This window comes from Mucilaginibacter sp. (genome assembly GCF_028288205.1).
Taxonomy (GTDB): Bacteria; Bacteroidota; Bacteroidia; order Sphingobacteriales; family Sphingobacteriaceae; genus Mucilaginibacter.
In genome coordinates this window covers 16,755-29,641 of record NZ_JAQBOD010000048.1, presented here as the reverse complement: position 1 = coordinate 29,641, position 12,887 = coordinate 16,755, and the positions used below count along the sequence as shown (strand labels likewise).

Here is a 12,887-nt window from a genome sequence, read left to right as displayed (position 1 = left end):
CTGATAATCAATAACTTACAATCACGTCATTGCGAGGAACGAAGCAATCTCTACATAGGACAGTCAGTAAGAGTTTACCATATTCTTTAGGCTCAAAAATGAAATTTTTCACACTTGATTAGCAAGTGTAGAGATTGCTTCGTTCCTCGCAATGACGCTTTGAGAGGAATTGACTGCTTATTACAATTTTACCCCTCTTAAAAATTCCTCAATATTCATACGTTTTTTACCTTCTAATTGCACATCAGTTACACTGATAAAGCCATCCTGGGCCGCAAATTTTAAATGAGTTTTATTATCAGTTAAAAAACCACCGGGCTGTATGCCGGGATCTGTATCATGGTAATCAGCCCTGTATATTTTAAATGTTTTTTCGTTTAATGAGGTATAAGCAGCAGGGGTAGGGCTTAAGCCACGTATAAGGTTATAAACAGTTGTTACAGGTTGATTCCAATCAATCTTACCCATCTCTTTGAAAATTTTAGGGGCCGATTTTAACTCAGTATCATCTGCTAACAGGGAAGATTGTGGATGCTCATTATACCGGCCGCTTTCAACAGCTTTAACTGTTTTTACTAACAAGCCAGCACCTTTATGCATTAAGCGGTCGTGCAGCTCGCCTGCGGTTTCATGGCCGGTAAGGGTTATTTTTTCGGTAAATAATATATTGCCGGTATCTATCTCATGTTTTAAGAAAAAGGTGGTAACACCGCTTTCTTTTTCGCCGTTAATTAATACCCAGTTAATAGGGGCCGCTCCCCTATAATGGGGCAGCAATGAGGCATGTAAATTAATGGTTCCTTTATCAGGCATATTCCAAACCTCTTCCGGTAACATGCGAAATGCTACTACTACCTGCAGATCGGCATCTAACGACCTTAATTCGGCTAAAAATTCGGGATCTTTTAAATTTGCAGGTTGTAAAATTCTTAAGCCATTGGCTACTGCATATTGCTTTACTGCCGACTCGCTTACCTTTTGCCCCCGCCCCGCAGGTTTATCAGGGGCAGTTATTACGCCTGCAATTTCAGAACCTGCTTTTATCAGTTCGTCTAATGATGCGACAGCAAACTGGGGCGTGCCCATAAATACAATTTTCATGGTGAAAATATACTGATTTTATCTGGTAACTTATGCTTGTATCAAATTTAATTAATCCATAATTGTTTAAGCTATTTAAGCATAGCTTTGTAAATTTATTGATATAATAAGTATTTACTTCGTATAGCTTTAAATCTGTCTAAAGCAGGTTGCCAGCTTTGGCGTATTTCGGCTTCGGTTTTACCTGCTTCTATTTGTTTTCTTAACTCTTCGGTACCGGCAAGTTTGGTAAAATAGACATTAAAAAAATGTTGCTTGTCAGGAAAAATTTTATAGAATTCTATTAACCAGGATAAATTGATCTGACCGCTTTTTTTAATAATATCGGTGTTGTAATTTCTTAGATCTATACCATAACAAACCTGGTTTTTTTGCGGCGGATCTTCACTCATCCCCGCAATACTTACCGGGGTAAATGAGTACTGGTATTTTCCTTTTAAAGCGGGGTGCCCTAATACCTGGAAGGGTATCATTGTTCCCCTGCCCAAACTAAAGGTAGTTCCCTCAAACAAGCACACGCTTGGATAAAGTAATACCGATTGATTAGTATTTAAATTAGGTGAGGGGCTTACCGGCAATTTATAGCTTAACGAATGATTATAATTAGCAACTTTTATCAGCTTTAGTTTGCATTGTAAATGGTTTTTGAGCCAGCCTTGGCCATTTATCATTTGGGCATATTCTGCAATAGTCATTCCATGCGTTATGGGTATGGGGTGCATACCTACAAAAGAGTGGTAGGCGGTATCTAATATGGGCCCGTCAACACAATAGCCGTTGGGGTTGGGCCTGTCTAATATCATCAGTTCAATATTTTTTTCGGCGCAGGCTTCCATTACATAATGCAGGGTAGAAATGTAAGTATAAAAGCGGGCGCCAACATCCTGTACGTCAAATATCACCAGGTCAATGCCTTTCAGGTCGGCAGGGGTTGGTTTAAAATGTTTGCCATAAAGTGATATAACCGGGAGCCCGGTTTTAGGATCAACACTATCATCAACAGAGGCCCCATTACTGGCATTCCCCCTAAAACCATGTTCGGGGCCCAGGATCTTTTTTATGGCTATACCTAACTTAACGAGGCTATCAACGCTTGCAATCCGGCGCTCGCCAATTATAGAAGTTTGGTTAACTACCATCGCTATATTTTTCCCTTTTAAATAGGGCACATACAGTTGAGTTTGGTCTGCTGCCGGCATGATTTTTTTTACAACATTATGCTTTTTTTGTTTTGTTATAGGATGGGGCCTGCTGTATGTTACAGAAGTGACATTTAATACTAAACCTACTATTAGCACAAATTGAAAAAAAGATTTAATTCTTACCATAATATCCCATCAATTTAAAAATATCATTTTAAGCGGTAAAACCGCATATTTGCGAAGTTACAAAAAAACACGCTGCCTTGAATTTTACATATTTTATAGCTGGTAGGATAACATTCAAACCTAATCGTACATTCTCTAAGCTGATTGTGCGTATAGCTATTATTGGCATTATGCTGGGCCTTGGTGTTATGATATTATCATTAGCTGTAATTAAAGGGTTTAAGCAGGAGATAAGAGAAAAAATACGCGGTTTTGACGGTGATATTAAAGTAGTAAAGTATGATCTTAACAGCTCATACGAAAACACTCCCTTTATAAAGGCTGATACCTTTGTAAGGGCAATAAAAAGCAATAACCTTATTGCTCACCTGACGCCCTTTGCTACCAAACCCGGAATAATTAAGGCGCACAACGGGATTGAAGGGGTAATACTTAAAGGTGTTGATAATACTTACGATTGGTCGTTTTTAAAGAATAACCTGGTTGCCGGTACCGTAATAAATTTTGCCGACACTGTCGAATCAAAAAGGCAGATCATGATATCAAACATTACGGCTAACAGGCTAAAGCTTAAATTGGGTGATAAGCTATTAATGTACTTTGTACAACAACCTTTAAAAAGAAGGCCCTTTAAAGTGGTTGGTATTTTTGAAACCAGTATTGAGGATATTGATAAAACCTATGTTGTAGGTGATCTGTCATTAATAAAAAGGCTAAACAATTGGTCCCCGGATGAAATTGGAGGATATGAACTACGGGTTGCTAATTTTGATGAGTTAACCCCTACGGCCGCTTTTGTTAATGATAACCTGCCCACCAGGCTTAAAGCAACAACAGTTATTGAAAATTATCCTGTAATATTTGAATGGCTAAACCTACTTAATGTTAATGCTAAAGTAATGCTTATTTTAATGCTGATAGTAGCTGTAATTAATATGATATCAGCTTTATTGATAATGATATTAGAGCGAACCAGTATGATTGGTATATTAAAAGCAATGGGCGCAAGCAACTGGCGCATCCAAAAAATATTTTTATATAATGCCGCTTATTTGATATGCCTTGGACTGATCTTTGGCAATATATTCGGTCTGGGACTTAGCTGGTTTCAATTTAAAACGCATTTTTTTAAACTTGACGCCACATCATATTATATGACTTTTGTACCTATCCAGCTTAATTGGGCTGATGTGGTGTTATTAAATATTGGCACTATGATAATTTGTTTATTGGTGCTTATTGTGCCGTCTATGCTGGTGTCCAAAATATCACCGGTAAAAGCCATTAGGTTTAAGTAACGTATTTAGCGATTAATTTCCTGTTTTAGTTAAATCATACCGATAAGCAAGCGAATCCCCATCTGTAGCGGTAATAGTAAAATTTAAGCCACTCATGGTATAAAGATATATGCCGGCTAAATGGGTTTTTTTAGGGAAGCCCATTAATGGATAGGTATTGTCATTAAATGCAATATTAAATGCATTCTCGCTAAAGCTGCCATAGCTCCCGGCATGAACTGTTGCTGTGTCGCCGGTAACTGCATACCCCGTTGCTGTAGATAAAATTAATTGGATAGACGCGGTTGCAGTGTCAGATTTTAATGTTTTAATGTTTTTGTGGATACGTGTAAACTTTCCCGAGAAAGTGCCTAAAGGATATGGGTAGTTACTAATATCGTTACTGGGGTCATGAGCCTGTTTAACGCAGCTTACAGCAAGTGCCATTAATAGCGGCAATAAATAAACAAGCTTATTTTTCATGACTCATTTTATTGTATATAGCTTTAAATTAGGCATGTAATATTATATTTTCTTAGCTTCTTCCCAAAAAACATCCATTTCGGTAAGGCTCATATTGTGTAATTGTTTGCCATTTTCGGCAGCTTTATTTTCAAGATATTGAAATCGCTTAATAAACTTGCGATTAGTTTTTTCGAGTGCATTTTCCGGATTAATATTAATAAAGCGCGCGTAATTAATGAGTGAGAATAACAGATCGCCAAATTCACTTTCTGCTTTTTCATGATCAATCTGGTTTCCATCTTCTACATTAAATTCGTTTTTAAACTCCTGTAGTTCTTCTTCAACCTTTGCCCAAACCTGGCTTTTTTCTTCCCAGTCAAACCCAACCCCGCGTGCTTTTTCCTGTATGCGTGATGCTTTTACCAAAGCCGGCAATGATGCCGGCACACCTCCTAAAACAGATTTATTACCTTCTTTTAACTTTATTTGTTCCCAGTTTCGCTTTACATCATTCTCATCATTAACCTCAACATCGCCATAAATGTGCGGGTGCCGGTTAATAAGCTTTTCGCATATACTGTTCAATACGTCGGTAATATTAAAATGGTTGCTTTCGGATGCAATGCGCGAATAAAAAACCAGGTGGAGCATAATATCGCCCAGTTCCTTTTTTATTTCGGGCATATCAGTGCTTAAAATAGCGTCTGATAGTTCATAAACCTCCTCAATAGTAAGGTGTCTTAAACTTTCAAGCGTTTGCTTTTTATCCCAGGGGCAATTTATGCGCAGGTCATCCATAATAGTGAGCAGGCGTTCAAATGCTGTTGCCGGAGTTGATGCGGTTAAAGAAGGAGTTATGGGCATGATGTTGATGTGTTATTGATGTATTATTGATGTGCGAATAGGCAGATATGCAAATGTGCGGATTTTTTGTTGATGCGTAAATGTGCGTTAAGAAATTGGCAGGCATCTGCACATCTATCTAACCGCTCTCAGCATTTCGCGCTTGCCTGCCGCGCCTGGTATTTTTTGTATTTTTTGCAGGCCCAGGCCCTTCAGCATTCTTTTAAGATTACCGGTAATAGCGTAAGTAACAAAAACACCACCCGGCTTTAAAAATTTTATAGTGTGACTTATGGCTTCTTCGTTCCACATTTCAGGCTGATGAACTGCGGCAAATGCATCAAAGTAAACAACGTCAAATTTTTTATCCGATTGAAAATTTAACAATTGGCAGTTGGCTATTTGCAGTTGGCAGTTAGGATTTAATTGAACAGGAGCGAGCAATGAAACAGAATAGCTATTGATAAAATCATCCCATAATGCAGCGTTTACATACTGGTCATAACCGGTTTTATCAATCATGTCTTTATTTAAAGGATAGGCCTCAATACCGGTATAATCAAGATGGATATTTTGTTCAGTACAAAAATCGGCACTTAGTAAAAAGTTAAGCCCGGTGCCAAAACCAACTTCTAATATTGATACTTTTTTTAGATTATTGTTATCCAAATAATAGGATAAGCCTGAATTGACAAATACATGTTTGCTCTCCTGTAAAGCACCATGACGGGAATGATAGTTTTCGCCAACTTCAGCATTAAATATGGTATTCGAGCCATCGGCAGTTTGTACAAGTTTAAGCATAGTTAGCTTGTTACTTCAAACTCCACTATCGCTTCATTCAGATCATAAACCGGAACTGAATTTATTTTACCTGCCACAATACTGGCAGCCGCTGCCGAGCGATAGCCCGCAGCACAGTGTACCACAATAGGTTTATCGGCAGGGATCTCATCCAGGCGCCCGCGTAACTCAGGAAGCGGAATGGTTAATGCGTGGCTAAATATTTTGCCGTCATTAATTTCGTTCCAATTGCGCACATCAACTACCGTATATCTTTCGGGTGAAGTTTTAAAATCATCAATATCAATAATTGCTGATTGTTCATTGCCACCTGTTGATATTAGCGCGGCTTTAATATTTTGCTCATAGCCTATTTTGGCCGCTTTTTTTATTACTGTGTCCAGTATTTCATTTGTGGCTGCAATTAAATAAAACCGCTCATTGGGTTGTATTATTGATCCCAGCCAGGTTTCAAACTTTTCGCCATCCTGCAGGTTGATAGCGCCTTTTACATGTCCTTGTCTGAATTCTTCTTTCGGGCGGGTATCAATTACCTGAATATTTTTTTCAAGGGCTGTGCCGGCTTTTAAAACCGCATTGATACTTTGTTGAAATGCAGGAGCACCTTTTTTATTCAGATCAACATCAAACCCAAAATAGTGGGGGACAAAAGGCTGATCGGCAACGATCATTTTAATAAATGCCTGTTCGCTCATTTCTTGCAGTGCGTAATTTTCTTTTACCTCGCGCCCTATAGTGCTTTGCAAATCGGCGCTGGTGGTTTTACCACAAAGCGAGCCGGGCCCATGTGCCGGGTATGCAATTATATGGTGCGGTAACACCATTACCTTTTCGTGCAGCGAATGGTATAGCTGTTTAGCCAATTCTTCTTTTTTTGCAGTGATGTTTCCCGCGTTTTCACGCAGATCCGGGCGACCAACGTCGCCTACAAATAAAGTATCGCCGGTAAATAAGGCTTTATCATATCCGTTTTCATCCTGTAATAGGATGCAGATAGAATCGGGCGAATGACCGGGGGTATTTATAGCTCTTAGTTTAATATCTGCTAAATGAATAATATCGCCATCGTCAAAACATTCGTGCGGATAATTAGCGCCTGCCAATTTGCTGGTATAAATAACTGCGCCTGTTGTTTGATGTATCTCTAAATGCGAACTTACAAAATCAGCATGCGGATGGGTTTCAATAACACCGGTTATATCAGCTTCATGTAGTCTGGCAAAGTCATAATAGGGCTGCGGATCACGGGAAGGGTCGATAACGATCATTTTTGCATTCCTTATCACTGCATAGGAAGCATGGGCCAAGCCCTTATCGTAAAATTGATGAATGATCATTGTGTACAAAGATAATGTATTTCGGGGCATATAGATTTATAGGCAGCAGTAGGTGTATACGCTAAGTATATACACCCGCATACACCCATATACACCACCCATATACACTGGCAATATTGTGCCACCAAAAATAAAAAATATTTTAATAACAAAGCCCGCGTTAAGCGGGCTCGTAAGTGTAAGGACCACCTCTCATTTTGGAGATGGGTAGGGGGTGAGGTCTTACCAGATTTTGATCCTATCTTCCGGTTTTTTATATAGCTTATCGCCAGGTTTTACATTAAAGGCACTGTACCATGCATCCATATTGGTTAATGGCGCGTATGCTCTGTAATTCTCAGGCGAGTGCGGGTCTGTTAAAACACGTTGGGCGGCAAACTCGGGGCGCTGTTTTGAACGCCAAACCTGCGCGAATGACAAGAAGAAACGCTGATCGGGCGTAAAGCCATCAATTTTTTGGTTCGAATGGCCCTGTTTTGTTTTCTTAAATGCCTCGTAAGCAACATTTATACCGCCCAGGTCGGCAAGATTCTCGCCTAAAGTTAATTTCCCATTTAAATGCACGGTATCATTTACGGTAAAGGCATCATACTGTTTTACAACCATGTCTGCACGCTTTTTAAATTTATCCGCGTCATCTTTGGTCCACCAGTCATGCAATGAGCCATCGCTGTCATACTGCCTGCCCTGGTCATCAAAGCCGTGGGTCATTTCATGACCTATAACAGCACCTATGCCGCCATAGTTAATAGCATCATCCGCATCAAAATCAAAGAACGGATACTGCAATATGCCTGCCGGGAAAGTAATTTCGTTTTTATTAGGGCTGTAATTGGCGTTAACTGTAGGCGGGCTCATGTTAAAGCGTTTTTTATCAACCGGCTTGCCTAACTGGCTCACGTTATAATTATAGCGCCACTCGTCCAAACGGCGCAGGTTGCCAAAATAGTCGTTACGGTCAATAATTAAACCGGCATACACCTGCCATTTATCAGCATAGCCAATTTTAACGCTAAAGGCAGCCAGCTTCTTAAGTGCATGCGCCTTTGTTTCAGGGCTCATCCAATCCAAACGCTTTATCCGCTCGCCTAAAACTGTCTTTAAATTATTTACAAGGTTTACCATGTAAGTTTTGGCTGCCGGTTTAAAGTATTTCTCAACATACAGTTGTCCAAGCAGATCGGGCAGGTTGCGGTCGACAGATGATGACATACGCTCTGTACGCGGTGTTTGTACCTTTTGGCCACTTACTACGCTGCTAAAATCAAACGAGGCCCTTACAAAAGGCGAGCTTAATGCACTCGCATTATCTTTTAATATGTTCCAGGCCAAATAAATTTTCCATTCATTTACGGTTACCGAGCCTACCAGGTCATCTTCGGTTTTGAAAAAATCAGGCTCTGCAACCAACACACTGTCCTGGCCGGGTGCCTTCATATCAACCATTAATTTAACCCAGTTAAAATGCGGCGTAAGCTTTTTAAAATCAATAACCGATAATTTATTATAGGTTTTATTAGGGTCGCGCAATTCGGTACGGCTTAGTTGCGCTTTAGCCAGCCTGGCTTCAATACCAAAAATTATATCGGCATTTTTAATCGCTTCGTTTGTATTAGAGCCGGTTAAGGAAAACAGGTTAACTATGTACTGTTTGTAAGCATTTTGGATTTTAACCGTACGCTGATCATTTTTTAAATAATAATCGCGGTCGGCCAGGGTGGTACCGCCTTGGCCAAATCCTGCAATGTTTACGTTAGGGTGTTTAGAGTCAGCCGATACCCCGAATGAAAACAATGGAGACGCAATACCATGCGAACGCTCATAAATTGCTTCGGCTACTACATCATCAGTAGTATGTATGCGGCCAATACGCTCCAAATCCGGTTTTATCGGGTCATAACCTATTTTTTCAATGGCTACGGTATCCATTCCGCTGGCATATAGGTCGCCAACTCGTTGTTTTACGCTACCTTTTGGTAAGCCGAATGTTTTGCTTACATCCTTCAAAATGGCCAATACACGATCGGTGTTTTCCTGGTTAAGGATAATAAATGCGCCCCAGCGGGTTTGCTTTGCCGGTATCTCATGCGTTTTTATCCAGGTACCGTTGGCATATTCAAAAAAATCATCGCCGGGCTTAACAGCTTTGTTCATGTTAGCCGGGTCAATAAATTTTCTGTGGGATTTTGGCTTAATGTTATCAATAACAAAAGCGCTGGCGGTAACGCATATAGCGCCTGCCATAAACAAATGGGTGAACTTTAATTTCATAAAAATAGCGAATCAGTTAATTATACAATAATAACATTTTTAAGTGTTTGTTAAATAAATCTACAATAAATATTAGGGCAGGCCTGGTATTTGTCATCTGGTCACCGGCATGTTAGAACGCGCGCCGGTTACTCACCCCGACTACGCTTCGCTGGTCGACAGTAAACAAAATTAAAATATATTTGATAATTAACACAGAATCTCTCTTCCGCAAGCGGGAAAGAGGGTTGGGAATTTTTTAAAAGAATTAAATATTGTTTTATTGTATTTAGAACTGATTCAATATCATTTAGTATTTGGTCATTTTCAAAACTAAGTATAGTAAGCCCTAAAACAGTTAACACTTCATCCCGGTTTTTATCGTATTCTATTTTTAGCAGATGGAATAGAACCGTCGGCTTCAATAACCAATTTTGCCTTATGACAGTAAAAGTCCGGGATATAATACAGTGTTTTGCCAAATGCAAATGCCGAGCTTACGGGGTACTGGCGTAAGAATTTTTGATTAAGAAATTTTCTATTTCTAAGATGCTGCCATAAAACTTTTTCGGCAGGGGTTTCCCGTTGCCTCAGCTCACGACAAAATTCAACTATAGATTGCATAAAGTAAGTCAAGATAAAAATTTCTTAAAGAAAATGCCAACCCTCTTTCCGCCGAAGGCGAAGAGAGGGCCGCGCACGAAGTGCCGCGGGGTGAGTAAACGGCGCGTTCATAAACGATTTTAATCAACCCATAAAGTTTTAATTCAAAACGCTATTTTTGTACCCTTATGAGTATTGCTAAAACATATTTGCCGAAAGAAGCCGAAGAGAAGTGGTATAGTTACTGGTTAGATAATAATTTTTTCAGGTCGGTGCCTGATGAACGCGAACCGTATACCATTGTGATACCGCCGCCCAATGTTACCGGGGTGCTGCACATGGGGCATATGTTAAACAATACCATACAGGATGTGCTGATCCGTCGTGCCCGCATGAAAGGCAAAAATGCCTGCTGGGTACCCGGAACGGATCATGCCAGTATAGCTACCGAAGCCAAGGTTGTTGCCATGCTTAAAGAGCGCGGCATTAGCAAAAAAGATCTTACCCGCCCCGAGTTTTTAGCCTACGCCTGGGAATGGAAGGAAAAATATGGCGGCATTATATTAGAGCAGTTAAAAAAACTGGGTGCATCATGCGATTGGGAGCGTACGCGCTTTACAATGGATGAGGAGCTATCAGAAGCGGTAATTGATACATTTATTCACCTGTATAAAAAAGGTTGGATATACCGCGGCATACGTATGGTAAACTGGGACCCGCAAGGAAAAACCGCGGTAAGCGATGAAGAGGTTATCCGTAAGGAAGTAAATCAGAAACTTTACTATATAAAATATGCTGTTAGTCCGAAGTCTGAAGTCTTAAGTCAAGAGTCGACTCAAGACTCAGGACTTAAGACTCAGGACTATCTGACTGTCGCGACTACTCGCCCCGAAACCATTATGGCTGATGCTGCTATCTGCATTAATCCTAATGATGAGCGGTATACACACTTGCATGGCAAAAAAGCATTTATACCATTAATTAACCGCGAAATACCGGTTATACTGGATGAGTATGTAACCATGGATTTTGGTACCGGTTGTTTAAAAGTTACTCCGGCGCATGATCTGAATGATTATGAGTTGGGGCAAAAACATAACCTGCCTGTTATTGATATTTTAAATGATGATGGCACGCTGAATGAAAAGGCGCAAATATTAGTTGGCGAGGATAGATTTGCAGCACGCAAAAAAATTGTAGCCCTGCTGGAAGAAGCAGGTGCATTAGATAAAGTAGAAGAATATAAATCGCAGGTTGGATTTTCTGAACGTACAAATGCAGTTATTGAGCCTAAACTATCAATGCAATGGTTTTGCAAGATGGAAGAAATGGCTAAGCCTGCTTTGGATTATGTACTTAATGGCGATATTAAACTTATTCCTGAAAAGTTTGGTAATACCTATCGTCACTGGATGGAAAATGTGAGGGATTGGAACATTAGCAGGCAGCTTTGGTGGGGGCAACAAATACCGGCATGGTACCTGCCAAATGGCGAATATATTATTGCTAAAACAAGAGAAGAAGCATTTGAAGAGGCAAAAAGTCTCCAACCTCAAATCTCCAATCTCAAATCTGAGGATTTGGTACAAGACGAAGATGTTCTTGATACCTGGTTCTCATCATGGTTATGGCCGATATCTGTATTTGATGGATTTAAGGACCCCGATAATGCTGATATCAACTACTATTACCCAACCAATGATTTGGTTACCGCGCCCGAGATCTTGTTTTTCTGGGTAGCACGAATGATCATGGCCGGGCACGAGTTTAGGGGCGAAATACCATTTAAAAATGTTTACCTAACCGGTATAGTGCGCGATAAGCTGGGTCGCAAAATGTCAAAATCATTAGGCAATTCGCCAGATCCTTTGGATCTGATAGAAAAATATGGCGCTGATGGTGTTAGGGTAGGGATGTTGTTAAGTTCGCCTGCCGGTAATGACCTGATGTTTGACGAGAGCTATTGTGAGCAAGGACGTAATTTTTATAATAAACTATGGAACGCGTTCCGTTTAGTTAAAGGATGGGAGGTTGACGAAAAGCTGCCAAATCCTAACCAAATTGCAATTGATTGGTTCGATAGCCGTTTTAATGAGGCGCTAATAGAAATAGAAGATAACTTCGCTCAATATCGTTTATCAGAAGCATTAATGGTTACCTATAAATTGGTATGGGATGATTTCTGTGCATGGTATTTAGAGATGATAAAGCCGGTTTATTTACAGCCAATTGATAAGCAAACCTATAACCGCACCATAACATTCTTTGAAAATATTTTAAAAATACTTCATCCGTTTATGCCCTTTATTACCGAGGAGCTATGGCACGATGAGCTATTTGGCAAACGCACTACTATGGATTGTTGTATTGTAGCCCAATTGCCAACTAATGGGGAAATAAATTCCCAATTGTTGGGCAACGTAGAAATAGTAAAACAAATAATTACCCACATTCGCAATATTCGAAACAGCAAACAAATTTCTCCTAAAGAAGCCTTAACGCTTTCTGTAAAAGCAAATTCAGGCATTGATTATTCATCTTACAAAACAATAATTGCCAGGCTGGCAAACCTTAGCGAGTTAAATTTGATTAATGATAAAATAAGCGGCGCAAGTAGCTTTTTAATATCAACAGACGAGTTTTATGTGCCTTTAAACGAAAATATCGATCCTTTGGCAGAAGCGGAACGCCTGCAAAAAGAGAAAGAATATTTAAACGGATTTTTAAGATCTGTAAATGCAAAACTTTCTAACGAGCGATTTATGAGCAACGCCAAGCCCGGGATAATTGAGGTAGAGCTAAAGAAAAAAGCTGACGCGGAGGCGAAACTAAAAATATTGGAAGAAAGCTTATCGGCATTGGCAAGCTAATTGCATCAA

The 12,887-nt window shown here is 39.8% G+C and carries 11 protein-coding genes; 2 read left to right on the top strand and 9 right to left on the bottom strand.

What is annotated here, in order from left to right; genetic code table 11:
* Window positions 1-180: 180 nt before the first annotated feature.
* Both fmt and JWR23_RS11015 read right to left on the bottom strand, forming a co-directional pair.
* Window positions 181-1,101, bottom strand: coding sequence for a methionyl-tRNA formyltransferase (fmt, locus tag JWR23_RS11020; RefSeq protein ID WP_299516076.1), 921 nt, complete (start codon window positions 1,099-1,101; stop codon window positions 181-183).
* Window positions 1,102-1,196: 95 nt separating this feature from the next.
* Window positions 1,197-2,300 carry an exo-beta-N-acetylmuramidase NamZ domain-containing protein gene (locus JWR23_RS11015; protein ID WP_367277540.1) on the bottom strand — a complete coding sequence of 368 codons (1,104 nt, stop codon included), beginning with the start codon at window positions 2,298-2,300 and terminating at the stop codon, window positions 1,197-1,199.
* Between the two features lie 206 nt (window positions 2,301-2,506).
* Here JWR23_RS11015 and JWR23_RS11010 point away from each other — a divergent pair, with 206 nt between their 5' ends.
* Window positions 2,507-3,727: an FtsX-like permease family protein gene (locus tag JWR23_RS11010; RefSeq protein ID WP_299516072.1), complete on the top strand. Its 1,221-nt coding sequence runs from the start codon at window positions 2,507-2,509 to the stop codon at window positions 3,725-3,727.
* 12 nt (window positions 3,728-3,739) lie between these two features.
* On the opposite strand, the gene JWR23_RS11005 is transcribed toward JWR23_RS11010, so the two are convergent.
* The 7 genes from JWR23_RS11005 to JWR23_RS10980 form a co-directional block, all read right to left on the bottom strand.
* Entirely contained in the window at window positions 3,740-4,189 is a 450-nt protein-coding gene (locus JWR23_RS11005; protein ID WP_299516071.1) for a hypothetical protein, read from the bottom strand.
* 42 nt (window positions 4,190-4,231) lie between these two features.
* Complete coding sequence (gene mazG / locus JWR23_RS11000; RefSeq protein WP_299516070.1) at window positions 4,232-5,035, bottom strand: nucleoside triphosphate pyrophosphohydrolase; 804 nt, start codon at window positions 5,033-5,035, stop codon at window positions 4,232-4,234.
* Window positions 5,036-5,149: 114 nt separating this feature from the next.
* Window positions 5,150-5,818, bottom strand: a complete 669-nt coding sequence (mnmD, locus tag JWR23_RS10995) for a tRNA (5-methylaminomethyl-2-thiouridine)(34)-methyltransferase MnmD (RefSeq protein WP_299516069.1) — start codon at window positions 5,816-5,818, stop codon at window positions 5,150-5,152.
* Window positions 5,819-5,820: 2 nt separating this feature from the next.
* Window positions 5,821-7,155 carry a rhodanese-like domain-containing protein gene (locus tag JWR23_RS10990; protein ID WP_299516068.1) on the bottom strand — a complete coding sequence of 445 codons (1,335 nt, stop codon included), beginning with the start codon at window positions 7,153-7,155 and terminating at the stop codon, window positions 5,821-5,823.
* 222 nt (window positions 7,156-7,377) lie between these two features.
* Window positions 7,378-9,426, bottom strand: coding sequence for a M13 family metallopeptidase (locus JWR23_RS10985; RefSeq protein WP_299516066.1), 2,049 nt, complete (start codon window positions 9,424-9,426; stop codon window positions 7,378-7,380).
* A 128-nt stretch (window positions 9,427-9,554) separates the two neighbouring features.
* The gene (locus JWR23_RS17760; protein ID WP_367277539.1) at window positions 9,555-9,770 is read right to left on the bottom strand and encodes a hypothetical protein; all 216 of its coding nucleotides are present in this window, start codon (window positions 9,768-9,770) and stop codon (window positions 9,555-9,557) included.
* A 13-nt stretch (window positions 9,771-9,783) separates the two neighbouring features.
* Entirely contained in the window at window positions 9,784-10,029 is a 246-nt protein-coding gene (locus JWR23_RS10980; protein ID WP_299516064.1) for a DUF559 domain-containing protein, read from the bottom strand.
* Window positions 10,030-10,196: 167 nt separating this feature from the next.
* On the opposite strand from JWR23_RS10980, the gene JWR23_RS10975 reads away from it, so the two are divergent.
* Entirely contained in the window at window positions 10,197-12,878 is a 2,682-nt protein-coding gene (locus tag JWR23_RS10975; protein ID WP_299516062.1) for a valine--tRNA ligase, read from the top strand.
* The last annotated feature ends 9 nt before the right edge of the window (window positions 12,879-12,887 follow it).

What these genes read in the sequence shown, in the direction of transcription:
- JWR23_RS10990 (WP_299516068.1), bottom strand. Translation starts at nt 7,155, where the DNA reads ATGATCATTCATCAATTTTACGATAAGGGCTTGGCCCATGCTTCCTAT.
- mnmD (WP_299516069.1), bottom strand. Translation starts at nt 5,818, where the DNA reads ATGCTTAAACTTGTACAAACTGCCGATGGCTCGAATACCATATTTAAT.
- JWR23_RS11005 (WP_299516071.1), bottom strand. Translation starts at nt 4,189, where the DNA reads ATGAAAAATAAGCTTGTTTATTTATTGCCGCTATTAATGGCACTTGCT.
- mazG (WP_299516070.1), bottom strand. Translation starts at nt 5,035, where the DNA reads ATGCCCATAACTCCTTCTTTAACCGCATCAACTCCGGCAACAGCATTT.
- JWR23_RS10985 (WP_299516066.1), bottom strand. Translation starts at nt 9,426, where the DNA reads ATGAAATTAAAGTTCACCCATTTGTTTATGGCAGGCGCTATATGCGTT.
- JWR23_RS10975 (WP_299516062.1), top strand. Translation starts at nt 10,197, where the DNA reads ATGAGTATTGCTAAAACATATTTGCCGAAAGAAGCCGAAGAGAAGTGG.
- JWR23_RS10980 (WP_299516064.1), bottom strand. Translation starts at nt 10,029, where the DNA reads ATGCAATCTATAGTTGAATTTTGTCGTGAGCTGAGGCAACGGGAAACC.
- JWR23_RS11015 (WP_367277540.1), bottom strand. Translation starts at nt 2,300, where the DNA reads ATGCCGGCAGCAGACCAAACTCAACTGTATGTGCCCTATTTAAAAGGG.
- fmt (WP_299516076.1), bottom strand. Translation starts at nt 1,101, where the DNA reads ATGAAAATTGTATTTATGGGCACGCCCCAGTTTGCTGTCGCATCATTA.